The organism is Amycolatopsis stemonae, from assembly GCF_054781455.1.
Window position 1 is genome coordinate 162,150 of record NZ_BAAGUJ010000003.1, and the last position, 22,956, is coordinate 185,105.

At 71.6% G+C, this 22,956-nt stretch carries 21 protein-coding genes; 6 read left to right on the plus strand and 15 right to left on the minus strand.

Annotation, left to right across the window (positions count from 1 at the left end):
• Window positions 1-45: 45 nt before the first annotated feature.
• The gene (locus ACYVLJ_RS12560; protein WP_451975664.1) at window positions 46-477 is read right to left on the minus strand and encodes a MarR family winged helix-turn-helix transcriptional regulator; all 432 of its coding nucleotides are present in this window, start codon (window positions 475-477) and stop codon (window positions 46-48) included.
• Between the two features lie 71 nt (window positions 478-548).
• On the opposite strand from ACYVLJ_RS12560, the gene ACYVLJ_RS12565 reads away from it, so the two are divergent.
• Both ACYVLJ_RS12565 and ACYVLJ_RS12570 read left to right on the plus strand, forming a co-directional pair.
• A complete protein-coding gene (locus ACYVLJ_RS12565; RefSeq protein WP_460438764.1) occupies window positions 549-1,400 on the plus strand; it encodes an LLM class oxidoreductase in 852 nt (283 codons plus the stop codon).
• A 293-nt stretch (window positions 1,401-1,693) separates the two neighbouring features.
• The gene (locus tag ACYVLJ_RS12570; RefSeq protein WP_460438765.1) at window positions 1,694-3,046 is read left to right on the plus strand and encodes a glycosyltransferase 87 family protein; all 1,353 of its coding nucleotides are present in this window, start codon (window positions 1,694-1,696) and stop codon (window positions 3,044-3,046) included.
• Here ACYVLJ_RS12570 and ACYVLJ_RS12575 read toward each other — a convergent pair.
• From ACYVLJ_RS12575 to ACYVLJ_RS12605, 7 genes are all read right to left on the minus strand, one after another.
• The gene (locus ACYVLJ_RS12575; RefSeq protein WP_003071237.1) at window positions 3,033-3,242 is read right to left on the minus strand and encodes a helix-turn-helix domain-containing protein; all 210 of its coding nucleotides are present in this window, start codon (window positions 3,240-3,242) and stop codon (window positions 3,033-3,035) included. The genes ACYVLJ_RS12570 and ACYVLJ_RS12575 overlap by 14 nt on opposite strands.
• A 177-nt stretch (window positions 3,243-3,419) precedes the next feature.
• On the minus strand, window positions 3,420-5,048 hold the full coding sequence (locus tag ACYVLJ_RS12580; RefSeq protein ID WP_451975655.1) for an ABC-F family ATP-binding cassette domain-containing protein: 1,629 nt from the start codon (window positions 5,046-5,048) through the stop codon (window positions 3,420-3,422).
• Window positions 5,049-5,215: 167 nt separating this feature from the next.
• Window positions 5,216-5,887 carry an acVLRF1 family peptidyl-tRNA hydrolase gene (locus ACYVLJ_RS12585; protein WP_451975652.1) on the minus strand — a complete coding sequence of 224 codons (672 nt, stop codon included), beginning with the start codon at window positions 5,885-5,887 and terminating at the stop codon, window positions 5,216-5,218.
• 71 nt (window positions 5,888-5,958) lie between these two features.
• The gene (locus ACYVLJ_RS12590) at window positions 5,959-8,829 is read right to left on the minus strand and encodes a S8 family serine peptidase (RefSeq protein ID WP_460438766.1); all 2,871 of its coding nucleotides are present in this window, start codon (window positions 8,827-8,829) and stop codon (window positions 5,959-5,961) included.
• A gap of 228 nt (window positions 8,830-9,057) precedes the next feature.
• Window positions 9,058-10,629 carry a deoxyguanosinetriphosphate triphosphohydrolase family protein gene (locus ACYVLJ_RS12595; RefSeq protein WP_451975646.1) on the minus strand — a complete coding sequence of 524 codons (1,572 nt, stop codon included), beginning with the start codon at window positions 10,627-10,629 and terminating at the stop codon, window positions 9,058-9,060.
• A gap of 275 nt (window positions 10,630-10,904) precedes the next feature.
• A complete protein-coding gene (locus tag ACYVLJ_RS12600) occupies window positions 10,905-11,537 on the minus strand; it encodes an SRPBCC family protein (protein ID WP_460438767.1) in 633 nt (210 codons plus the stop codon).
• Complete coding sequence (locus ACYVLJ_RS12605; RefSeq protein WP_460438768.1) at window positions 11,534-11,881, minus strand: ArsR/SmtB family transcription factor; 348 nt, start codon at window positions 11,879-11,881, stop codon at window positions 11,534-11,536. The genes ACYVLJ_RS12600 and ACYVLJ_RS12605 overlap by 4 nt, the downstream gene beginning before the upstream one ends.
• A 145-nt stretch (window positions 11,882-12,026) precedes the next feature.
• Here ACYVLJ_RS12605 and ACYVLJ_RS12610 point away from each other — a divergent pair, with 145 nt between their 5' ends.
• Window positions 12,027-13,691, plus strand: a complete 1,665-nt coding sequence (locus tag ACYVLJ_RS12610; RefSeq protein ID WP_460438769.1) for a GGDEF domain-containing protein — start codon at window positions 12,027-12,029, stop codon at window positions 13,689-13,691.
• Here the strand turns inward: ACYVLJ_RS12610 and ACYVLJ_RS12615 are convergent.
• From ACYVLJ_RS12615 to ACYVLJ_RS12630, 4 genes are read right to left on the minus strand one after another with little or no spacing between them, the layout of a single operon-like run.
• The gene (locus tag ACYVLJ_RS12615; protein ID WP_460438770.1) at window positions 13,688-14,845 is read right to left on the minus strand and encodes a sulfotransferase family protein; all 1,158 of its coding nucleotides are present in this window, start codon (window positions 14,843-14,845) and stop codon (window positions 13,688-13,690) included. The genes ACYVLJ_RS12610 and ACYVLJ_RS12615 overlap by 4 nt on opposite strands.
• Before the next feature lie 8 nt (window positions 14,846-14,853).
• On the minus strand, window positions 14,854-15,642 hold the full coding sequence (locus tag ACYVLJ_RS12620) for an SDR family oxidoreductase (RefSeq protein WP_460438771.1): 789 nt from the start codon (window positions 15,640-15,642) through the stop codon (window positions 14,854-14,856).
• On the minus strand, window positions 15,639-16,829 hold the full coding sequence (locus tag ACYVLJ_RS12625) for a hypothetical protein (RefSeq protein WP_451975630.1): 1,191 nt from the start codon (window positions 16,827-16,829) through the stop codon (window positions 15,639-15,641). The genes ACYVLJ_RS12620 and ACYVLJ_RS12625 overlap by 4 nt, the downstream gene beginning before the upstream one ends.
• Window positions 16,826-17,305 carry a nuclear transport factor 2 family protein gene (locus ACYVLJ_RS12630; protein ID WP_460438772.1) on the minus strand — a complete coding sequence of 160 codons (480 nt, stop codon included), beginning with the start codon at window positions 17,303-17,305 and terminating at the stop codon, window positions 16,826-16,828. The genes ACYVLJ_RS12625 and ACYVLJ_RS12630 overlap by 4 nt, the downstream gene beginning before the upstream one ends.
• A 39-nt stretch (window positions 17,306-17,344) precedes the next feature.
• On the opposite strand from ACYVLJ_RS12630, the gene cysD reads away from it, so the two are divergent.
• From cysD to ACYVLJ_RS12645, 3 genes are all read left to right on the plus strand, one after another.
• Window positions 17,345-18,274, plus strand: a complete 930-nt coding sequence (gene cysD, locus ACYVLJ_RS12635; RefSeq protein WP_460438773.1) for a sulfate adenylyltransferase subunit CysD — start codon at window positions 17,345-17,347, stop codon at window positions 18,272-18,274.
• On the plus strand, window positions 18,274-20,082 hold the full coding sequence (cysC, locus tag ACYVLJ_RS12640) for a bifunctional sulfate adenylyltransferase subunit 1/adenylyl-sulfate kinase (protein ID WP_460438774.1): 1,809 nt from the start codon (window positions 18,274-18,276) through the stop codon (window positions 20,080-20,082). Before cysD ends, cysC begins: the two co-directional genes overlap by 1 nt.
• A gap of 64 nt (window positions 20,083-20,146) precedes the next feature.
• Window positions 20,147-20,296, plus strand: a complete 150-nt coding sequence (locus ACYVLJ_RS12645; RefSeq protein ID WP_460438775.1) for a hypothetical protein — start codon at window positions 20,147-20,149, stop codon at window positions 20,294-20,296.
• A gap of 24 nt (window positions 20,297-20,320) precedes the next feature.
• Here the strand turns inward: ACYVLJ_RS12645 and ACYVLJ_RS12650 are convergent, their stop codons facing one another.
• From ACYVLJ_RS12650 to ACYVLJ_RS12660, 3 genes are all read right to left on the minus strand, one after another.
• Window positions 20,321-20,968, minus strand: a complete 648-nt coding sequence (locus ACYVLJ_RS12650; RefSeq protein ID WP_460438776.1) for a transcriptional regulator — start codon at window positions 20,966-20,968, stop codon at window positions 20,321-20,323.
• Entirely contained in the window at window positions 20,965-22,191 is a 1,227-nt protein-coding gene (locus tag ACYVLJ_RS12655; protein WP_460438777.1) for a sensor histidine kinase, read from the minus strand. Before ACYVLJ_RS12655 ends, ACYVLJ_RS12650 begins: the two co-directional genes overlap by 4 nt.
• Before the next feature lie 106 nt (window positions 22,192-22,297).
• Entirely contained in the window at window positions 22,298-22,831 is a 534-nt protein-coding gene (locus tag ACYVLJ_RS12660) for a snapalysin family zinc-dependent metalloprotease (protein ID WP_451975616.1), read from the minus strand.
• Window positions 22,832-22,956: the final 125 nt, after the last annotated feature.

The window sequence follows — 22,956 nt, forward strand, 5'->3', positions numbered from 1 at the left end:
TGACCTGGACAACGCCCTCGTCGTCCGATTGCTTCCCGCCGCCGTTCACTCCCCGCGAACAACCCGGTGCAGGGCGGCGCGCAGCCGTTGCGCGTCATCATCGGCCAGCGGCGCCAGCAGGAGCGCCTCGGCCTGCCTCGTGACCTCTTCGCCCGCTTCGCGGACCCGCTCCCCTTCGGCGGTCAGCGTCACCAGCCGCTTCCGACGGTCGCCCGGCGCGACCTCGCGCCGGACCAGCCCCTTGGCCTCCAGCTCGTCGACGAGCGCGACCATCGTCGTCCGGTCGATGCCGAGGCGGGCCGCGCCGTCCTGCTGGGACAGGGCCGGCCCCTCGCCGAACAGCGTGAGCAGCGCGAGCTGGCGCCCGGTGATCCCGAGCGGCGCGTACAGCGGCTCGGCCAGCTCGGCCAGCCGCAGCTGCGCGTGCTTGAGCAGGTAGCCGAGCCGGCGGGTGACGGCTCCGAGGTCACTGGACACGCGAGAACTCTACACTTACGCTGATCGTCAGTCTTACTGATGATTTGTCACACTGATAATCAGGAGTACCTATGACCACGATCGGGCTCAAGCCACCCCAGCAGCACGTCGGCGTCGGCGCGCTCCGCGAGATCTGGGCCATCGCCGACGACGCCGGTTTCGACGGCTGCTGGGTGTTCGACCACCTCGCCCCGATGGGCCGCGACCGCACCGGCGACGTCTTCGACGGCTGGAGCCTCCTCGCGGCGATGGCCGAGGCGACGAAGCGCGTCCGGATCGGCTGCCTGGTGTCGGGCACCACCAACCGCCACCCGGGCACGCTCGCGAAGATCGCCGCGACCGTCGACCACCTGTCCGGCGGCCGGCTCGACGTCGGCCTCGGCGCGGGCGGCGACGCGCTCACCGACGCGATGATGGGCACCCCGACGCCGCCGGCCGTCGAACGCGTCGAAAGACTCGCCGAGACCTGTGAAATCCTCGGTCTGTTGTGGACGCGCGGAGAAACCGATTACCGCGGCCGCCACTACACCCTGACCGGCGCGGTCAGCGATCCGAAGCCGCGGCAGGCGAAGCCGCCGTTGTGGCTGGGCAGCAGCGGCGAGAAGCTCGGCCTGCGGGTGGTCGCGTCGCACGCCGACGTCTGGCTCAACGCGGCCCTGCCGGGCACCGAAATCGCCGAACTGCAGCGGCTTTCCCGCGTCCTCGACGAGCACTGCGCGGCGGTGGGCCGCGACCCGGCGACGATCCGCCGTGCCACGCAGTTCCGCCTGCCGTCCGATCCGGACACCGCGCTGCGGCTCGCCCGGAGCCACCTGGAGGCGGGGTTCACGGAGCTGGTCCTGATGGCGACCGGCCACGACGACCCGGTGAAGGCGGCCGAGGCGGCCGCGGAACTGCTCCCCCGCCTGCGGGAGCTGGGTTGAGGGAGCTGCGGACGGTGCCGGGGTCGACGGGCTGACGTGGGCGTTGCTCGCCCGGGCGGGCGCACCACCACCGATGAGCCCGGCTGAACTCGGCCACCAGCCCACGACATAGCGACGCCGTCTTGCCCGGTGAAAGCCCGGCTGAACTCGGCCGCCGTCCCACCGGCGCAAGCGGCGTGCCCCGGCCGAACCTGGCCACCAGCCCACGGCAAAGCAACGCCGTCTTGCCCGGTGAGAGCCTGACTGAACCGGGCGGTCGGCGACGATTCCGGCGTGCTCGGTAGCCTGGCCGGGTGGGAACGGAGGTGGGCCGGGCGCCCGCATGGCGGCGCGCGGCACGGCTCTTCACGGCACCCGCGAGCACCCTCGAACGCGCACCCCTGCGCTGGGACCTGGGTTTTTACCTCGCCTGCCTGGCCTTCGCGCTGCCGACCGCGCTCGTCTCGGAGTTCTACGGCTATCGCGTCTGGGGGAACTTCGCGACCGTCGCGTACGGCTTCGGCGTGCTGCACAGCGGGTGGCTCCTGTGGTCGGCGCGGAAAGGCCGTACGCCGCACGGGGTGCTCGGCTCACGCTGGTGCGGGATCGCCGCCGTCGCCCTGTTGGCAATGATCCTTCCGTTGGCAGTTCTGGTGATTCGCCGACTGACCGGAGTGGACTGGCTGGTCACGCCGGTCTCGTGGGCCGCGCAGCCCGAGGTCTGGGTGATCGAGCGCTCGGCGGATCTGCTGCTGCACCACGGAACCCCGTACGTCGACGTCACCGCGCTCGGGCGGGCGCCGGTGGTCAACGACTACACCCCCTACGGGCCGGTGATGACCGTCTTCGGCCTGCCGCGCGCGCTGTTCGGCGGCACGCCGCTGACGAACGCGCTCACCGACGCCCGCTGGATGTTCGCCCTCGCCGCCTGCGCGTGCGTGCTGGGCACGCTGAAGCTGCTGAAGTGGCCGAAGGTCCCGGTGGGCGCCGCGCAGCTCGCACTCGCCTGCCCGCTCACCGCGCTGACCTGGGCCGTCGCCGGCCCCGACCTCGCGATCGTCGGGCTGCTCGTGCTTTCCTGCGCGCTGGCCGCCACCGGGCGGATCGCCTGGTCGGGGCTGGTGCTGGCGCTCGTGATCAGCGCGAAGCTCATCGTCGCGCCCGCGGCCGCGGTGCTGGCGGTGTTCGTGCTGGTACGGCGGGGGAACGGGCTCGACTGGCCCGCGCTGGGACGGTTCGCGTCCGCGCTGGTGGCGACGACGGCCGCGCTGCACCTGCCCGTCTACCTGGTGGATCCGGCGGCGTTCGTCGAGCACGTCTTCCGCTTCCCGCTGGGGATGGGCGTCGTGCGGTCGCCCGCGGCGAGCCCGCTGCCGGGCCACCTGATCGCCGAGACCGGGAAGTTCGGCCAGGTGGCGGCGTTCGTGCTCCTCGGCGCCGCGGCCGTGGCCGTGCTGGTCTGGCTGGTGCGCCGGCCCCCCGCGAACGGCTCCGGCGCAGTCCTGCGCATCGCCGTCGGACTCGGCGCGTTGATCCTGCTCACCCCGGCCACCCGCTACGGCTACCTGGTGTATCCCCTGGTCCTGCTCGGGGCGTACCTGGCGTTCCTGGCGGCCGAAGATCCCGCTGCGCCCCCCGCGCAGCAGTCCGCGATTACTTCTTCTTGACCCTGGTGGCCCCGCCGCGCCCCCGCAGCTGGACTCCGGACTCCGACAGCACCCGGTGCACGAACCCGTAGGACCGGCCCGTCGACTCCGCGAGGGCCCGGATGCTCGAGCCCTTCTCGTATTTCTTCTTCAGGTCAGCGGCCAGCTTGTCGCGCGTGTTGCCGGTGATCCGCGCGCCTTTCTTGAGATCAGCCACGTCGATCGCCTTCCCGCCGAGAGTGTTCTGGGCCACATATCGGCCCCTGCCGGGGCAATGATCGAACACTGAGCGCCGGATTGCCAGACGACAGACGTAAAACGACCGAAATTGCGATCACATTGGGCCATTCCAGTGCCGGGCGGTAGTGATCTTGCACCCGAATGGACGCATCGATCACGCAAGCTGGACAAGTTCCAGATAGTCCGCCGACCAGTGGTCCTCGGTGCCGTCGGGCAGCAGGATGACCCGCTCCGGCTCCAGGGCCTCGACCGCGCCGGGGTCGTGCGTGACCAGTACGACGGCGCCCGCGAAGCTGCGCAAAGCGTCCAGGACCTGGGCACGGCTGGCCGGGTCCAGGTTGTTCGTCGGCTCGTCGAGCAGCAACACGTTGGCAGCGCTGGAGACCAGGCCCGCGAGCGCGAGCCGGGTCTTCTCGCCGCCGGAAAGCGTGCCGGCCGGCTGGTCGAGCTGTTCGCCGGTGAAGAGGAACGAGCCGAGCAGGTTCCGCAACTCCTGAGCACCGGTGTCCGGCGCGAGGTGTCGGATGTTTTCCCACACCGACGCATCATGATCAAGAGTTTCGTGTTCCTGTGCGTAATAGCCCAAACGCATTCCGTGACCCGGAACGACGGAACCGGTGTCCGGAGTTTCCATTCCGCCGAGCAGCCGGAGCAAAGTGGTCTTTCCCGCGCCGTTCAACCCGAGCACGACCACCTTCGACCCGCGGTCGACCGCGAGATCGACGCCGGTGAAGATTTCCAGTGAGCCGTACGACTTCGAGAGCCCCTCGGCGGTGAGCGGGGTCCGGCCGCAGGGCGCGGGCTCGGGGAACTTGATCCGGGCGACCTTGTCGGCCTGCCGGGTGTCCTCGAGCGAGCTCAGCATCTGCTCGGCGCGGCGGGCCATGTTCTTGGCCGCCACGGCCTTCGTCGCCTTCGCGCCCAGCTTCGCGGCCTGCGCCTGCAGAGCCGACGCCTTCTTCTCGGCGTTGGCCCGCTCGCGGCGGCGGCGCTTCTCGTCGGTCGCGCGCGCGTCGAGGTAGCGCTGCCAGCCCATGTTGTACAGGTCGAGCTCGCCGCGCGTGGCGTCGAGGAACCACACCTTGTTGACGACGTCGGCCAGCAGCTCGACGTCGTGGCTGATCACGACCAGGCCGCCGTCGTGCTGCTTGAGGAACCCGCGCAGCCAGTTGATGGAGTCGGCGTCGAGGTGGTTGGTCGGCTCGTCGAGCAGCAGGATCGTCTCGGACTTGCCGCCGGCCCCGGCTTCGGCCGCGGCGAACAGGATCCGCGCCAGCTCGACGCGGCGGCGCTGGCCGCCGGAAAGCGTCTGCAGCGTCTGCGCGAGGATCCGGTCGGCGAGGCCGAGGTTCGAGCAGATCCGCGCGGCTTCGCTCTCCGCGGCGTACCCGCCGAGGGACGCGAAGCGCTCTTCGAGCCGGGCGTAGCGGTTGATGGCCTTGTCGCGCGCGGCGTCGTCGACCAGCTCGGCCATCGAGGCCTGGGCCTTCTCCATGTCGCGCATCAGTTTGTCGAGGCCGCGCGCGGAGAGCACGCGGTCCTTCGCGGTGACCGAAAGATCACCTTCGCGCGGGTCCTGCGGCAGGTAGCCGAGCTCGCCGGTGCGGCGGACCTCGCCGGCGTGCGGCTCGCCTTCGCCGGCGAGGACCTTCAGCGAGGTGGTCTTGCCCGCGCCGTTGCGGCCGACGAGGCCGATGCGGTCGCCGGGCTGGATGCGGAGGGTGGCGCCGTCGAGCAGGATGCGCGAACCGGCGCGCAGCTCAAGGCCAGTGGCCGTGATCAAGGGAAACTCCCGTGGAAAGGGGGCGTACAGAGGGACAGTGCCTACCAGTCGACCAAGGCAGGCGGCTACTCGGCTCGTTCGTCCGGCAGCGGCGTCACTCCAGCTGGATATCCACGGAACCCAGTGTACGGGGCGCTGTCGACAGGATTTTCCGGACGTGTGCGGTCTCACCCGTCGCGCAGGGTGATCCGCACGGCGATGGCCCGTCTGGCGGCCTCGTCGAGGACCGCGCGACTGGGCTCCCCGATCTCCAGCACGCGGGGTTCGGCGCGGTCGAACAGCGGAGCCAGCCGACGGTCCGCGCGCAGCTCGTCGAGGGCCCGCCGGTCACCGCCGAGCACCACGGCGTCCACTTCGGACAGCAGCGGCACGAGCACTTCGAAGACGTCCTGGGCGGCCGCCTGCACCGCCTGCCGGGCCTGTCCGCCGCGACGGCGTGCGAAGCGCTGCTGCGACCAGCCGCCCGCGGCGGAGCGGCCCTGCACGAGCCGGCGGTCGGTGCGGGAGAGCTCGATCCGGCCGTTCCACGCGACGCCGACGCTGTGCGCGCCCCGCCGGAGGAGCACGAGCGCGATCCGGCGGGGCACCAGTGCGTGCGCGACGAGCGCGTCGACGACCAGGCCGTCGTAGGTGCCCGGCGGCGCTTCCAGCGGTCCGAAGGGGACGGTCGCGGTCGCCGAGGCGCCGTCGGCCGCCGCCGCGCGGACCGCGTACGCGGCGACCTCGGTCGTCACGACACCGTCGTGCCGCGCGGAGAAGCGGTCGAACCAGCCGGCGAGGCGGTCCGGCGGCACTTCGACCGCGCGACCGCCGCCCGCGACCTGCCGTGGCTTCGCCATGGAAAAAACGGTACGGGGCCGCCGCGTCACCGCGACGGCCCCGTTCGGGTTGTTCGGTTCAGCGAGGAGCGTTACAGCGGGTGCACCGGGCCGTTGTTCGTGTAACCCCGCACGTTCGACGGCGCGCCGGGCGCCGGGGGCTGCACGAACCCGTTGATGTGCAGGGCGACCGAGCGGATCGAGCCGACGTCGCCGCCGGCCGCGTCCACCACGAAGAACGTCCAGGTGCCGTCGACGGCCGCGCCGGTCAGGTTGCCGGTCAGCGACTGCGTCGGGCGCCAGGTGCCGGTGAACGGCGCGTTGGCCGAAGTCACCGTGCTGAACGCGGCCGCGGCGGTGTCGGCGAAGACGACCTGGCAGAGGTTCTTGCCGGAGCCGCCGTTGCGCTGGAACACCGTCGCCTTGGCACCCGAGGGCGCGGTCAGCGTGCCGACCAGGTCACCGACGTAGGAGTGGTTGAGCCCCACCGTCGTCGAGGTCGGATCGGTGCTGCAGGTGGTGCCGTCGACGGAGAACGTCACCTTGGACGCGCGGCCGACCCCGGTGACCGGGATCGTCACCGACGCGCCGACCGGGCTGTTGTCCGGGATCGCCACCGGCGCCCCGGTGTAGGCGAAGGTCTGCGAGACCGGCGACGGGGTGCCGACCGGCAGCGAGAACGTCGACGTCGTCGGCGAGTGCGCGCCGGCGAAGGTGACGCGGGCGTTCAGCACCACCGGCACGCCGAGCTGCTGCGTCGCCGGCACGGTGATGGTGAAGTCGTTGACGCCGGTCTGCCCCGGGCTGATGGTGCCGTAGGACTTGGACCGCGGCGCCACCGTGACCCCCGGGGTCGGGCTGGTGAGCACGACGCTGGTGGACACCGCGGTGCCGTCACCGTCGTTGGTCACCGGCAGCGTCACCTTGGCCGTGTCGCCCGGGTCGAGCGACGAGCCGCCGTCGGCCGGGGTGACGGTCGGCTGCTTGGCCACCGCGAGCGGCTGCGGGCTGGCGCCGGTGTAGGCGAGCGCCTTGTCCGCGAGGATGACGCCGGCGCCGGTGAAGTTGTCGCGGCCCGGGGCCTCGATGTCGACCGCGGTGTTGAGCAGTGCTTCACGGACCTCCGACGGCGGCAGGCCGGGGTTGCCCGAGAGGACCAGCGCCGCGATGGCGCCGGCGTGCGGGGCGGCGGCCGAGGTGCCGAAGAACGGGCTGAAGCCGGTGACGCTGGTCTTCACGCCGTCGGCCGCGGTGATCTCCGGCTTGTTCCGGACCTCGCCGCCGGTCGAGGAGACGTTGCCCGGGGTGATCGGGGTGCCGTCGGCTTCGTAGAACATGCGCCGCGGGCCGTCCGAGGTGAACCGCTCGGCCTTCGACGCGCCGCTGAACGAACCGGGGTACGGGCCGGCCGGGTTGGCCGGGTCACCCGGCTCGAGGGGACGGCCGAACGCCGCCGCCGCGGGCGTGGCCGCGACGCTGAAGGCGTCCCGCGCGGCCGAGTGGCCGACCGTCACGCCCGGGGTGTTGTAGGCCTTGAGGCCGTCCGCCGAGTCCTTGAACCGGCCGCGCAGCGCGGACAGCGACAGGTAGCGGTTCTGCCCCGAGAACTTCACGACGGCCAGGCGCAGCCCGGTGCCGCCGAAGGCCGGCGTCTGCAGGATCTCGTACGGGTCCTGGGTGCCGTCCTGGACGTTCTGGCTGAAGCTGACCACGGCCCCCGCGGAGTTGAGCAGGTAGAGGTCGTAGTCGTTGGCCGAGTGGCCGAGCGGGTCGGACCAGTGCAGCGTCACCGGGACGCCGGCCGAGGACGCGTCGGAGATGGGCTCGTAGATCTGGTTGCCCGCGGCGCCGGCGAAGTTGTGCGCGGCACCGGCGAACTTGCCGACCGACTTGCCCGAGTCGACGAAGTCGCCTTCCCAGTGGGCGGCCGTGCCGTCGGCGACGTTGCCCTCGTTGCCCGCCGAGGAGAAGTACAGCGCGCCGTTCGCGGTCACGTCGTTCACGGCCTGGGCGATGATCCAGTCCTGGAACGGGGATTCCTTGAAGTAGATGACGTCGTCGACGATGACGTCGCAGTGCGATTCGAAGCGCAGCTTGCGGATGTTGTCGGCGAAGCTGGCGTCGGAGTTGAACGCCGAGGCGAAGCCGAGCTTCGCGTTGGGCGCGAGGTCGTGGATGATCTCGAGCATCGCGGTGCCCTCGTCGCCGTCGCCCTCCTGGCCGGCGATGACGTCGACGTCCGGCGGGAGCTCGCCCTTGGCGACCGAGGAGGCCAGGGAGTCGACGCCGTCGGACAGGGCGCACGCCTTGACGCCGACGCCGGTGACGCCGAACTGCTGACGGGCGATGTCGGCGTTGTGGGCGCGGTCGCCTTCGCTGGTGACGGTCGCGGCGGCGGCACTGCTGCGCTGCGACTTGGCGGAAACCGCCTTCTGCAGCTCGCCCGCGATGCGGTCGGCCTTCTGCTGCTTGGTTTCGGTCTTCGCGGGCGTGGTCGAGGGGGTGGCCAGCTCGTGGGCGGTCATCGCCCCGTCGGCCTGTTCGATGCGCTGGACGTCACCGCGGGCGGCGATCTCGCTGACCTTGGCCACCGGGACCTCGGCGCGGATGCTGGCGTACCGGTCGGACACGGCGCGGATGCCCGCCCCGGCCTTGGTGAGCGAGGAGACGAGGTCCGGCGAGACCTTGCTCGCGCGGATGTCGACGAGGGCGGTCCCGGCGGACGAGACGCCCGACTGGAGCGCGTTCAGCTGCTTTCCCAGGCCCTTTTCGGCGACCAGCAGCTTGCTGTCCACTTTGGACTCGGTGGCGGTGCGGCCCGCCTTGACCGCCTGCAGGGCGGCGATCTGCTGTTGCGCGGTTTCGCTGAAGGTGTCCGGTGTGGACGCGGTGGCGGCGCCCGCGGCGGGCGGCGACACCAGGCCGAGGGCGGCGAGCAGTGCCGCGGCCCCGGCGGTGAGCACGGTGGTTCTCGATCTCGTGGAACGGGTACGACGCACGTGCGCCTCCGATTCTCCAGGCGCGTGCCCCGACTCACGCTGACCGACGCCGGTGATCACCGGCTGGATCAAGCTAAGTACGGTGAGTTCTCCGTAAAAAGCGGCCGTTGGAGTGACAAAGGACGGATAATTTCCCCAACCGGCCGGAGGTCGTAGGCCGTTCAGCGCAACGGTGAATTTCCCACCGGACAGCTACAGGACAAACGAGTCCGACCACGGCTGCGCGGCCCGGCCCGACAGCGCGTCCAAAAGGGTCACGGCCTGCTTGTCCGTCAACGAAGCCACGAAGTCCACCACCGCGCGGCCCCGCGCGAGGCCGCGCACCGCGTCCGCGCCGGTCACCGGCTCCCCCGTCGCGCCGATCAGGAGTTCCGGCGCCGTCCGCGCCAGCTCCGTGTACTCGGCGTGCGCCAGCTCCACGAGGTCGTGCAGCCGCCGCGGCAGCCGGGAAACCTCGTCGCGGTCGAGCAGCCACGCGTCGAGCGCGTCGACCAGGCTCGACACCACCCCGGCCTGGCCGCGCTGGTGCAGCGCCAGGTCCGGCCGCAGCAGCACGAACCGGCGGTGCACGAACTTCAGCACCTGGACCTCGTGCCACTGCGCGGGCCGCAGCGACACGTGCCCGGTGCGCGTGGACGGCGACGCCAGCACGAACACACCGTCGACGAGCCGGGACGTCCAGTTCGCGGAGAACGCCGCCGTCGCCTGCTCGGCCTCGATCGAGCCGTCGAACTCGGCCGCGAGCAGGCCGTCCACCAGCTCCGCGCGCACCCGCGCGACCGCGGCGGCGAACGCGTCGTCGTCGACGATCCACGCGTCCTTCACGTGCATGCGGCGGCGGAGGCGTTCCAGCGACCGGCCGGGCCGGCGCAGCCCGGCGTGCAGGGTTTCGTCGTCGAGCGCGGCCAGTTCGCCCGCGTGCTCGAGCCACTGCCCCAGCTCGGCCGCGACGGGCGCGTGCTGCAGGACGCCGATGCGGTGGAAGTCCTGGAGGTCGTGGATGGCGTAGGCGATGTCGTCGGCGGTGTCCATCACGGACGCTTCGACGGTCTGCTGCCAGCCTTCGAGGCGGCCCGCGAAGGCCGCGCGCGCCTGCTCGAAGTCGTCGAGTTCGGTGGCGTAGGCGGAAAACTTGGCCGCGCCGGTGCCGGGCGCCCCGTCCGGCTCGCCGGCGCCGCGGGGCGGCACGGCCATCGCGGACGGGTGCGGCGCCGGGTGGTGCAGCCGCAGCCACGGGTACTTCAGCACGGCCGCACGTACCGCAGCGGTCAGGTCGAGCCCGATCGCCGACGGCCCGCGCACGTCGGTCGTGGTGAGGATGCGGAAGGTCTGCGCGTTGCCCTCGAAGCCGTCGGCGAGGCCGAAGCGGTGCCGGGCGATGCGGTCGAGCGTCTGCTCCCCGAGATGCCCGAACGGCGGGTGCCCGAGGTCGTGGGCGAGCGCCGCGGCCTCGGCGACGTCGGGGTCACAGCCACCCAGCTTGTCGGCGAGACCGGCGTCGGTCCCGGCGGTGATCCGCTCGGCGATGGCCCGCGCGACCTGCGCGACCTTCAGGCTGTGGGTCAGCCGGTTGTGCAGCAGCCCGGCACCGCCGGCGCTGACCACCTGCGTCACCCCGCCGAGCCGGGCGAAGAACGGCGACGCGGCGATCCGGTCGCGGTCGATCCGGAACGGGCTGGTCGCCAGGTCGGTGAACCCACCGACGTTCGCCACGGGATCCCGCCGCGCGGCCCGCGGGTCGGTCTGCTCGCTGCCCTGATCCATGCGCCCGACCCTATCCGGAGGTGCCGCGACCAGCCGCCGAGACCGTGTCGACCCTCCCATCACGCATGATGCCCCTCCAATCACGCGAGATGCCCGCCCCATCACGAGTGATGCCCGTCTGATCACACGTGAAGCCTGCCCCACCACGCGTCAGGCCGCTCGGCGTCCGTGCACGGACGGGTCACAACCGTGATCGGAGAGGCATCTCGCGTGACTGCGGGGGCATCTCGCGTGATCGGAGGGGCATCACGCGTGATCAGGGGGACGACACGGCGTCAGGTCTGTGGCGGGGTCGTGTAGGCCTTGAGGGTCCGGTCGGCGGCCGCGCGGGCCTGGGACGGGTCCGTGCCCGCCGCGACGTCGGCCGCGTACCAGGCTTCGCCCGATGCCGTCATGAACTCGATGCCCTCCGGGGACGTCATCCAGGCCATCGCGGCTTCCGGGTCGACCGCCGAGCCCGAGGACAGGTGCAGGACCAGGCCGACCAGCGCGCCGTCCCAGCCGATGCCGACCGCGCCCGGGCCGAACTCGTCCCAGCGGTCGTCGACGTGCGCGACGTGCTCCAGCTCGAACCGGGTGCCCTCGCCCTCGGGCGTGAGGCGGACCTCGATCCAGCTGACGTTGCCGCCGAACTCCCAGGTCGCGGCGAAGCTCTTCGGCGGGTCGCAGCGTTCGACCGTGCCGCCCGCGTTGCCCTCGAACTGGTACTTCCCGCCCGGTTTCAGGTCGCCGGAGACCGGCAGGAACCAGCGCGGGATGCGCTCGGGGTTCGTGCAGGCGTCCCACAGGTCGTCGAGGTCGGTGTCGTAGACCTGGCTGATCGTCAGGACGCGCGCCTCCTTGCCCTCCAGCACGCGGTCGCCGAGCGTCCGCCGGACGGCGCTGATCTGGTGGCTGACGTCGATCACGGGGAGTCTCCTTCGTTCAGTCGCCGTTCGCGCTTGCCGCGGGCGATTTCGGTGGCCAGGGCGTCCAACGGCGGGGTCCAGTACCGGCGGAACCGGCCCAGCCAGTCGTCGACGTCCCGCAGGGGGACGTGCCCGACCGCGTACAGCCGCCGCGTCCCGTCCTGCCGGACGACCGCGAAGCCGTTTTCGCGCAGCACCTTCAGGTGCTGGGACACCGCGGGCTGCGAGATGCCGAACTCGGCCCGGATCACCTCGGTCACCGCGCCGGCGGCCCGCTCGCCGTCGGCCAGCAGCTCGAGGATCCGGCGGCGGACCGGGTCGCCGAGGACGTCGAACGCGTGCACCTCGTCAAGCTACAAGCCGCTACTTATATAAGTCAACACTGAACAAGTGGCCGACGTCACCGCGTGTTAGCCCGATGTGGGTAATGGCGGTGAACATCAGTCGACATCCGTTTCGTTTCGCCGGGCGACCCGCGACGATCGGGGCGTGAAGTCGCCACGCGCGGTCCGCTTCGCCTACCAGCCGCTGTACAGCCTCCACACGGGAGGCGTCGTGGCTCACGAAGCGCTGGCCAGGCCGGGCCAGGGCACCGTCCCCGAACTGCTGGCGCAGGCGCGCCGCGACGGCCGGCTCGCCGACGTCGACCTCGGGCTCGCGATCGCCGCCGTCCGGCAGGCCGAGTCGCCGCTCCCCCTGCACCTCAACCTCTCCGCCCGCACGCTCGCCGCACCACAGGCCATGTACGAAGACCTGCTGGAAGAGCTCGGCGACGCCGGTCGCCGCACCCGCGACGTCGTCCTCGAGATCGGCCCGCCGTTCGCCGCGGTGCCCGCCGACCGCGCGCTCGCCGGGATGCGGGCGCTCACCGAGCACGGCTTCCGGCTCGCGCTCGACGGCCTCGGCCGCGGCGACCTGCCTCTGGGCCTGCTCGTCGAGGCGCCGATCGACCTGGTCAAGCTCGACCGCACGGTGCTGCGCGGGCTGCCGGACGACCCGGCGTCGGCCGCGCTCGTCGAGGCCCTGCTGCACTACACCAACCGCACCGGCACCCGGCTGGTCGCAACCGGCGTCGAGACCGACGCCCAGCTCGACGCCGTCCGCGGCCTCGGCATCCGGATCGCCCAGGGCAACCTGCTCGCCCCGCCGACCGCGGCCGGCCCCGCGCCGGCGCTGCTCACGCGGACCCACACCACCACGCGCGCGCCGGGTCCGGCGCAGTGCGTCGGCGACTTCCTGCGCCCCGCCACGACGCTGCCGGAGACGGCCACCTGCGACGACGTCCGCGAGAAGCTCGCCTCGGCCGACGCGCCCTCGGGCGTCGTCGGGGTCGACGAGCTGAACCGGCCGCGCTGGTCGGTCGACCGGACGCGGTTCCTGGTCGCCGTCACGGGGCCGTACGGGCACGCGCTGCACGCGAAGCGCCCGGCGGCGCGGCTCGCCGACACCCCGCACACGATCGAGGCCCGCGCGGGCGCGATGGAGTTCCTCGAGCTGGTCACCGACGCCGACTGGGGCCGCACTGGCGACGACGTCGTCGTGGTCGACGACGTCGGCCGCTGCCTCGGCGTGGTGCTGGTGACCGAAGTGGTGCGCGGCGTGGCCGAAGCGAAGGTCGAAGCCGCGGCGTCGCTGAACCCGCTCACGCGGTTGCCGGGCAGCGACACGGTCGCGCGCGACGTCGCCCGCCGGATCACGATCGGTGAGCCGTTCGTCGCCGGGTGGCTGGACATCGACTCCTTCAAGGCGGTCAACGACACGGCCGGCTTCGCCGCGGGCGACGACCTGATCCGCGAACTGGGCGGCGCGCTCACGGAGCTGACCGGCCGGCTGCGGCGGCTGCGGGTGAGCCACGTCGGCGGCGACGACTTCCTGGTGGTCTGCGACGTCGACGAGATCGCGACGGTGGCGGGCGCCCTGCTGGACCGCCGCTGGTCGGCGGACGGCATGCCGGTGACGGTCTCCCTGGCGACCCTGGTCTGCGCGAGCGGCTCGATCCGCTCGTACCAGGAGGCGTCCCGGCTGCTGGCCCCGCTGAAGAAGCGCGCGAAGGCGGTGCCGGGATCGAGCTGGGTGCTCGGCCGCCCGGGCTCGAACCGCGTCGAAGTGCTGCGCGGTATCGGGACGAGGGGCCTGCAGGCCGCGGCGGGCTAGAAGTACTCGCGCAGGTAGCCCGCGAAACGCTCGTCGACCTCCGCCGCGGTCAGGCCGAACTCTTCGAGGGTGTACCGGTGGGCCGGTTTCCGCTCGCCCGAACGGCTTTCGCCGTGCAACGCGGTCATCGCCGCGCGGGCCTCCGGGGTGAGGGTCAGTCCGAAGTGGTCGTACACAGTGGACACCGTCCCGATCGGGTCCGCCACGAAATCCTCGTACGCCACATCGCAGAACTGGGCCGCGTCGTAGCGAGTGCGGGCTTCGCGGAACTCGTCGGCGCCACGGCCCCACAGCTCCAGCTGGCTTCGGCCGATCACCTCGCCGCGGAACTTCGTCGACCAGCCGTCCGCGGCCTTTTCGGCGAGGCTGCACATCGAGCCCATGATCGTCCGCGGTGCGCGGTGCGTCTGGATCACCAGCGCGTCCGGGTAGGCCGCCATCAGCGCGTCCAACGCGAAGAGGTGGCTGGGGTTCTTCAGCACCCAGCGCTTGCCCGCGTCCGGCAGCCCGATGAGCTGCAGGTTCCGCCGGTGCCGGGCGTACGCGTCCGTCCAGTCCTGCTTCGCGAGCCACCGCGAGTAGCGGGGCACGTGCGCGAGGCACTCGAACGACAGCGACCGCATCGACTGGCGCAGCAGCTGCCAGCACTCCTCCACCTGGTCGGCGGACATGTGGTGCACGCCCATGAACTCCGGGTGCTCGACGTGGTGGCGTTCGTACCCGGCCTGGATCCCCTGGAACACCGGGTTCTCCGCCCACGTCTCGCGCGGCGGCCGCGGCTGCGGGACCTCCGCGAGCCACACCTCCAGGCCCTGGTGCCCGGGGTCCTCGGCGAGCAGCCGGTGCAACGCCGTCGTGCCGGTGCGGGGCAGGCCGGTCACGAAGACCGGCCGTTCGATGGGCACCGACTCGGACTCCGGGTGCTGCTTCCAGCCCGCCTCGCTGAGCAGCCGCGCCACGAGCGCGCCGCGCAGCATCGCGCGGTGCACCTTGTTGCCGAACAGCGTCAGCTCCTCGTCGGCGTCGTAGGACTCCAGCAGCACGCGCAAGCCTTCGACGTACTCGTCGCCGCCGAAGTCGTCGAGCCCGGTGAGCTTCGTGGCCGACGCGTGCAGGTCCTCGACGGTGCCGACGTCTTCCCGGCCGGGGAGCATGGATCCTCCTAGTGGTGGTACTCGCCGCCGTTGACGTCGAGGCACTGCCCGGTGATCGCGCGCGCCATCGGCGAGGCGAGGAACACCACGGCGTCGGCGATCTCGTCGGGTTCCGGCAGCTTCCGCAGGTCTATTGTGGATGCCGTTTCGGCGTACACCTCTTCCGGCGTGATGCCGCGTTCCTTGGCCAGGTAGGTGAAGTACCACTTCAGGTTCGGCGCCCAGATGTAGCCGGGCGCGACGGTGTTGACGCGCACGCCGTCCGGCCCGAGTTCACTCGCGAGGCTCTGCGAAAGCGACAGCAACGCCGACTTGGCCATCTTGTAGGCGCCGAACGTCCGCCGTGAATGCCGCAGCACCGCGGAGTTGATCATCACCAGCGAGCCCTTGCTTTCCTTGAGCGCGGGCAGGAACAGCCGGGTCAGCCGCAACACCGAGATCCCGGCCGTCTCGAACCCGGCCCGGACGGCGTCGAGGTCCACAGTGGCCAGATCGGTCAGCGGCGGCACCGCGAAGGCGTTGTGCACCACTGCGTCCACGCGGCCGAACGCCTCGACCGCCGCACTCACGAGGTTCGCCGCGGAGTCCTCGTCGTCGATGTCGGTCCGGACCGCGACGGCCCGGCGGCCGAGATCCGTGATCTCCTTCGCGACCTCGGTCAGCCGCGACTCGGTGCGCGCGGCGACCACGACGTCCGCGCCGGCCATCGCGCTCCGCACCGCGATCGACCGGCCGAGTCCCGGGCCGATGCCGGAAACGACGACGACCTTGTCCCGCAGCAGGTTCTCCACGCTCACCCCAGCATCCGGGCGGCGACGGCGTCCTGCCGCGCCGCGATCCGCGCCGCCCACTCGGCCGGCGTCACGCGTGCGTCGTCGTAGTACGGCAACCGGTCCGGCAGTTCGTCCACTTTGACCACCTCGACGACCGGCCCGTCGGCCGGACCGAGGTCGCGGGCGAGGCGCTGCCAGCGGATCTGGACGTAGCCGCGGTCGTGGCCGGTGCGCTCCAGCCAGTTCGCCACGCCGGGGTCGCGCTCGCTGATGACGAACCGGATCCTGCCGTCCGGGTCGACGCGCGCCTGGTCGGCGGTGAGACTCGTCTGGTGGTTGATGTAGTCGAGCGAGACGTACCAGAGGCTGCCGAGCTGGATGCCCTGGTAGGGCGCGTCCGCGCAGCGCGGCACGGTGACGACCATCGCCTCTTCCTCGCCGAGCTCGTAGTGCCCGGCCGAGGAGAACTGCGTGGTCAGCCCGCCCGGCGTCGAGCGCGGCTCGGTCATCGTGTTCACCGGCAGGTTGTCGTAGAACCACTTCGGGAAGGCGAGGAACGTCTTGAGCCGGCTCAGGAGGATCTTGCCGGTGACGCCGTAGCGCTTGGCCATGGCCGACCGGTCCGGCACCGGCGGCGCCTGGCCCGCCGTGTCGACGCACCGGATGCGGATCTCGCCGCGCTTCTCGGTCGCCCAGTCACTGTGGACCTCGCGGACCACGAGCATCGACGAGCCCTCGCCGAGGACGAAGTAATTCGGTCCCGGGTTCTCGCGAGCCGGGCCGAAGCGCAGTTCGAAGCGCCCGTCGGGACCGATTTCGAGGGCGCGGTCGTCGAACGCGGCGAGGCTGTCGGGCACCACCACCGGCGAGTAGTCGCCGTTGAGGATCTGGAAGCTCAGGTCGGCGGTGGTCCCGCGGACGCCGGTCACGACGTACTCGCGGTCGGCGCGGATGTTCGCGTTGAAGTAGAGCGTGTCCGGGTTGTCCAGGCCCATCTTCGTGTACGGCCCGGTGGACGCGGTGAAGTACGGGAAGTCGCGCTGGTAGGCCCAGGCCATCTGCAGCGACGCACGGATGCTGCCGGCGAGGTAGTCGTAGCCCTCCAGGAGGCCCAGCTCGGTCTGCGCGGGAGGGGCCGCGGCGATCAGCTTCTCGGCCTCGGCGATCGCGTCGGCGAACGGCCGCGTCAACGAGAACTCGTTCTCGATCATGCGGGCACGGCCCAGCGGTTGGCGAGCAGCCGGAAGCCGGGGTCCGTCGCCCACGACTGCATCGACTCGTAGGTCCGGACGTACCCGATGTGCGTCGTCCGCCAGGCGCCGTCAGCCTCGCGGCGGTAGGTGTCCTCGTAGAACGCGGCACCCTCGATGATCACCTTGTGCTCGGGCACGATGACCTTGTCGGTGAACGCCCAGCGCCCGGTCGCGGTGTCGCCGTCGACCTCGATCTCGGGCTGACCTGCGTGGTGCACGGTGATGATGCCGTTGCCGAGGCTCTCGGTGAGGAACGCGACGATGGCGTCACGCCCTTCGAAGTGCTTGCCCTCCTCACCGGTCGCGCGGGTCCCGTAGTCGGCCGTGGCGTCGGCGGTGAACGTGTCGGCGACTTCGTCCCACTGCTTCAGGTCGACCGCGCGGAGGTAGCGGTACTTCAGCCGGCGGATCTCTTCGAGTACGACCAGGTCCATCGTCCTAGGGTCTCGCACCGCTTGACCGATGACAAGAACATGTTCTACTTTTTTCCGGTGTCCGTGGCTTATGAGCTGTCGCACCTGGCCGCGCTCGAAGCGGAGGCCGTGCACGTCTTCCGCGAAGTCGCGGCGACCTTCGACCGTCCGGTGCTGCTCTTCTCCGGCGGCAAGGACTCGGTGGTGATGCTGCACGCCGCCGCGAAGGCGTTCTGGCCGGCGCCGCTGCCCTTCCCCGTGCTGCACGTCGACACCGGCCACAACTTCGACGAGGTGCTGCGCTTCCGCGACGAGACCGTCGCCGCGCTGAACCTGCGCCTCGAAGTGGCGAGCGTGCAGGACGACATCGACGCCGGCCGCGTCACCGAGGAGACCGGGCCGGGAGCCAGCCGCAACCGGCTGCAGACCGTCACGCTGCTGCGCGCGATCCGCGAGGGCGGGTTCGACGCCGTGTTCGGCGGCGCCCGCCGCGACGAGGAGAAGGCCCGTGCGAAGGAGCGCGTGTTCAGCTTCCGCGACGAGCACGGTCAGTGGGACCCGCGCGCGCAGCGCCCGGAGCTGTGGAACCTCTACAACGGCCGGCACCGGCGCGGCGAGCACATCCGCGTCTTCCCGCTGTCGAACTGGACCGAGCTGGACATCTGGCAGTACATCCGCGACGAGCGGATCGCGTTGCCGCCGCTGTACTACGCGCACCGGCGCCCGGTGGTCCAGCGCGACGGCATGCTGCTCGCGGCGACCCGGTTCCTGTCCCTTGTGGACGGGGAGAAACCGTATGAAGCGACCGTGCGGTTCCGGACCGTCGGCGACGCGACGTGCACCGGCTGTGTCGAGTCTTCGGCGGCGACACCGTCCGAAGTGGTCACCGAGGTCGCCGCGACCCGCGTCACCGAACGCGGCGCGACCCGGGCCGACGACCGGATTTCCGAAGCGGGCATGGAAGATCGCAAGCGGGAGGGCTACTTCTGATGCAGCTGCTGAGGATCGCCACGGCGGGCAGCGTGGACGACGGCAAGTCCACGTTGATCGGCCGCCTGCTGTTCGATTCGAAGGCGATCTTCACCGACCAGCTCGCCGCCGTCGAACGCGCCAGCCGCGACCGCGGCGAGGACTACCCCGACCTCGCGCTGCTCACCGACGGCCTGCGCGCCGAACGCGAGCAGGGCATCACCATCGACGTCGCCCACCGCTACTTCGCCACGCCCAAGCGGAAGTTCATCATCGCGGACACGCCGGGGCACCTGCAGTACACGCGGAACATGGTGACCGGCGCGTCCACGGCGGACCTGGCGCTGATCCTCGTCGACGCGCGCAAGGGAGTTCTCGAACAGTCGCGGCGGCACGCGTTCCTCGCTTCGCTGCTCGGGATCGGGCACCTCGTGGTGTGCGTGAACAAGATGGACCTGGTGGGCTGGTCGCAGGAGCGGTTCGACGAGATCCGCGAGGACTTCCGCCGGTTCGCGATGAAACTGGACGTCCCGGACCTGACGTTCGTGCCGGTCTCGGCGCTGCACGGCGACAACGTCGTCCACCGCAGCGCCAGCATGCCCTGGTACGAAGGCACTTCGCTGCTGCACCAGCTGGAAGAGGTGCACGTCGCGTCCGACCGCAACCTGATCGACGCGCGGTTCCCGGTGCAGTACGTGATCCGCCGCTCCGACTTCCGCGGTTATGCGGGCACCATCGCCGGCGGGGTCTTCAAGCCGGGCGACGAGGTCGTGGCGCTGCCGTCGGGGTTCACGTCCCGGGTGCGCGCGGTGTGGGGCCCGGGCGGGAAACCGCTTTCCGAGGCGTTCACCGGGCAGGCGGTCGCGGTCGAGCTGGCCGACGACCTCGACCTGGGCCGCGGCGCGATGCTGTGCCGGCCGGGCAACCGCGCGGAGTCCGCCCGCGAGGTCGACGCGATGGTGTGCTGGTTCTCGTCACGCTCTTCGCTGACGCCCGGCGCTTCTTACGCGGTCCGGCACACGACCACCGAGACGCGCGGCACGGTCGAGCGGCTGGAGTACCGCCTCGACGTGACGACGCTGCACCGGTCCGAGGCGGATTCGCTGGCGTTGAACGACATCGGCCGCATCCGCCTGCGCACGCGGGCGCCGTTGCTGTTCGACCCGTACCACCGCAACCGCGCGACGGGCGGCTTCCTGCTGGTGGACGAGCACACGGGCGACACGGTCGCGGCGGGCATGATCACGGGCGCTCCGCCGTCCCCGGTGGTCTGGCACACGGCGGCGGTCCGCCGCGAAGACCGCCCGTCCCGCGGCGCGACGGTGTGGCTGACGGGGTTGTCGGCGTCCGGCAAGTCGTCGGTGGCGGTGGAGCTGGAGCGCCGGCTGGTGGCGGCGGGACGTCCGGCGTACCTCCTGGACGGCGACAACCTGCGCCACGGGCTGAATGCCGGGCTGGGGTTCAGCCCGGAGGACCGCGCCGAGAACGTGCGGCGGGTGGCGGAGGTGGCCCGGCTGTTCGCGGACGCGGGCGTGGTGGCGATCGCGTCGTTGATCAGCCCGTACGCCACGGACCGCGCTTCGGCGCGGGCCGTTTCGGGGGATCTGCCGTTCGTGGAGGTGTTCGTGGACACGCCGCTGGAGGTGTGCGAGGCACGCGATCCGAAGGGGATGTACGCGAAGGCCCGGGCGGGCGAGATCAAGGGGTTCACCGGAATCGACGCGCCGTACGAACGGCCGTCTTCGCCGGACCTGGTGCTACGCCCGGCCGACGGCGACCCGGCGACCATGGCGGCGGCGATCGAGGAGCTGCTCGACGACCTGCTGTGACGATACCGCCGCGTTGCAAGATCGAGACCGCACGCGGGTGATCAACGGTTGGATTACCGGAGCGATGCACTACAGGACGAAGGACGCCGGTGAGGAACTCGCCGTCGCCAAGCACAGCCACGGCCGGCTGCGGACCGCGACCCTGTTCCTGGGTTCCGAGGGCCGCGCGGACAGCTACCCCACCCTCGCGAAGCTGCTGGCCGACCGGCTCTGAGACACAGCCCGTGCGCAGCGGCGCCTAACCGGCGGGCGTCACGAACCCCGAGTCGTAGGCCCGGATCACGGCCTGGGTCCGGTCGCGCGCGCCGAGCTTGGCGAGCACGTTGCCGACGTGCGTCTTCACCGTCTGGATGCCGAGGTACAGCTCGCCCGCGATCTCCACATTGGACAGTCCGCCCGCCATCAGGCGGAGGACTTCGCGTTCGCGCTCGGTCAGGTTCGCGCTCGCCAGGCCGTCGCCGGCGGGCGCGTGGTGCGCGGCGAGCCGGCGGATCGCCGCCGGGAACAGCAGGGACTCGCCCGTCACGACGGTCCGGATCGCCGCGACGATCTCCTCGGGCCGGGCGCGCTTGAGCAGGAAGCCGCTGGCGCCCGCGACCAGCGCGTCGTAGACGTAGTCGTCGTTCTCGAACGTGGTCACGACGATCACCTTCGGTGGATCATCCACAGTGGACATCAGGTGCGCCGTCGCGCGGATCCCGTCCACCGCGGGCATCCGCACGTCCATCAGCACGACGTCCGGGCGCAGCCGGGCCACCAGGCCGGGCACCTCGGCGCCGTCGGCGGCCTCGCCGAGCACGCCCAGGCCGTCCTCGCTGTCGATGATCGCGCGCAGGCCCGCGCGGATCAGCGGCTCGTCGTCGACCAGCAGCACCCCGACGCTCATCGCCCGCTCCCCCACGGCACCCGCACCACGACCTCCCACCGCTCGTCCACCCGCCCCGCCGACAGCTCGCCGCCCAGGACCGTCACCCGCTCGGTCATCCCGCGCAGGCCACGGCCGCCGCCGGACCGGGCCGAGCCGGTCCCCAGCGGGTTGGCGACCCGGGCGACCAGGCCGTGCGCGGCGACGTCGACGGCCAGCGTCACCGGGACCCTACCGGCGTGGCGCACCGCGTTGGTCAGGCATTCCTGCAGGATCCGGTACACCTCGCGCGACACCACCGCGGGTACCACGGCCAGGTCGCCGCCGATGTCGGCGGTGACGTCGGTGCCGGCCAGGCGGGTCGTTTCCAGGAGGGTCGGCAGTTCGGTGAGCGCCGGCTGTGGCGTGCGGCCGGCGGCTTCTTCGCGCAGCAGGCCGAGCACGTGGTCCAGGTCGTCGAGCGCGGTGCGCGCGGACTCCTCGATGGCGCCCAGGGCGCGCTCGGTGAAGTCCGGGTCGGTGCGCAGGGTGCGCTGGGCCGCGCCCGCCTGGACGGTGACGACGCTCAGCGCGTGGCCGACCGAGTCGTGCAGCTCGCGCGCGAGGCGGTTGCGCTCGGCGAGCTGCCCGGTCCGCCGTTCCAGCTCGGCGATCCGGTCGGCGGCGGACATCCCGAGCAGCCCGGCGGCGGCCCGGCGCAACAGCCCGCCGACCGCCCAGACGGCGTACCCGAGCAGGACGGTCCCGGCCACGAAGACGACCGGCAGCCACGCCGACGCCCAGCCGGTCGGCACGCGGACCTCGTCGCCCTCGCCGGTCTGGACGAGCTGCCCGGTGAACACGGCGCTGATCGACACCCCGATCGCGACGGGCGCGAGCAGGCTGAAGAGGCTGACGACGAACCCGGCGACGACGTGCAGCAGGAACATCGCCGCGGCGCGCAGACGGCCCTGGCGGGTGCGCGGCTTCGGCGGCGCGCCGGGCACCGGATCGTCGAGCAGCTCCCGGACCGCGGTGGATTCGAGCACGTGCACCGCGGGCAGGAAGGCGGTCCCGGCCATGACGAGCAGGGTGAGCAGCCCACCGAAGACGGTGGCCCGCCCGACGGTGGTGACGAACGGCAGCAGCGACGGCACGGCGACGACGGAGAACAGCAGGTAGGGCACGCTGATGGCGCCACCGAGCACGAGGTAGACCCAGCGGCGGTAGGTCGCCTTGCTCGTCAGGGGCCGGAATACGCGCACATACCGATCTTCGCAGGCGGCGGGGGTCAGTCGCCTCCCTCTCGCGGTGGAAGGCCGTCGTGAGTGTTCAGGACGGTTGGAACCGCCCCGAACACTCACGACCGGGCTAGTAGGCCACGGCGCGCGTCTCCGTGCGGGCCGCCGTGAAGCCGTTCACCCACAGGGATTGCACCTTCGCCGCCTCCGCCGCGCTCGGCTTGGCGTTCTTGCAGGACGTGCCCGGGCCGTGGCCGGACATCAGCTCGGTGCACGGGCCGCTGTAGTGGTCCGGCAGGCCGAGGTTGTGGCCCAGCTCGTGCGCGGCGATGCGGGTCGGGTCGAAGCCCTCCGCGACCTGGCTCGTGTCGAGGTAGATGTCGCCGTGGCCGTGGCCGTCCGTGTTCGTGTACGAACCGCCGCTGTGGATTTCGTGGAACTTGATCGTCGCGCTCGTGGTCCGCTTGACCAGCTTCACGTCGGTGACGGCGGCGTTCCAGTTGGCCGCGCCCTGGTCGATCTGGGCGAGGTAGTCCGGCGCGCCCGACGAGCTGTAGTAGAGCGTCGTGACCGCTGCCGCCGAAGCGGGGGCGACCGCGATCCCCAGGCCCAGCGGGGCCGCCAGGGCCAGGGCCGCGATCCGGCCGATCACGCGTGCGTCCATCGTGTCTCCTTCGTCCGGTTCAGAGAACACTTCACCGTGGTACGAGCGATCACGTTAGAAGTCCACCGACCTGCGGGCCACGGCCGAAAGTAGCTCCCTCGCCGGAGGGAGGCCGGTCCCGCCGC

Bases quoted from the DNA above. Each gene is read 5' to 3' on its own strand.
- ACYVLJ_RS12565 (WP_460438764.1), top strand. From the start codon at position 549: ATGACCACGATCGGGCTCAAGCCACCCCAGCAGCACGTCGGCGTCGGC.
- ACYVLJ_RS12625 (WP_451975630.1), bottom strand. From the start codon at position 16,829: ATGATCGAGAACGAGTTCTCGTTGACGCGGCCGTTCGCCGACGCGATC.
- ACYVLJ_RS12650 (WP_460438776.1), bottom strand. From the start codon at position 20,968: ATGAGCGTCGGGGTGCTGCTGGTCGACGACGAGCCGCTGATCCGCGCG.
- ACYVLJ_RS12615 (WP_460438770.1), bottom strand. From the start codon at position 14,845: ATGCTCCCCGGCCGGGAAGACGTCGGCACCGTCGAGGACCTGCACGCG.
- ACYVLJ_RS12595 (WP_451975646.1), bottom strand. From the start codon at position 10,629: ATGGATCAGGGCAGCGAGCAGACCGACCCGCGGGCCGCGCGGCGGGAT.
- ACYVLJ_RS12645 (WP_460438775.1), top strand. From the start codon at position 20,147: ATGCACTACAGGACGAAGGACGCCGGTGAGGAACTCGCCGTCGCCAAG.
- cysD (WP_460438773.1), top strand. From the start codon at position 17,345: ATGTTCTACTTTTTTCCGGTGTCCGTGGCTTATGAGCTGTCGCACCTG.
- ACYVLJ_RS12630 (WP_460438772.1), bottom strand. From the start codon at position 17,305: ATGGACCTGGTCGTACTCGAAGAGATCCGCCGGCTGAAGTACCGCTAC.
- ACYVLJ_RS12660 (WP_451975616.1), bottom strand. From the start codon at position 22,831: ATGGACGCACGCGTGATCGGCCGGATCGCGGCCCTGGCCCTGGCGGCC.
- ACYVLJ_RS12585 (WP_451975652.1), bottom strand. From the start codon at position 5,887: ATGGCGAAGCCACGGCAGGTCGCGGGCGGCGGTCGCGCGGTCGAAGTG.
- cysC (WP_460438774.1), top strand. From the start codon at position 18,274: ATGCAGCTGCTGAGGATCGCCACGGCGGGCAGCGTGGACGACGGCAAG.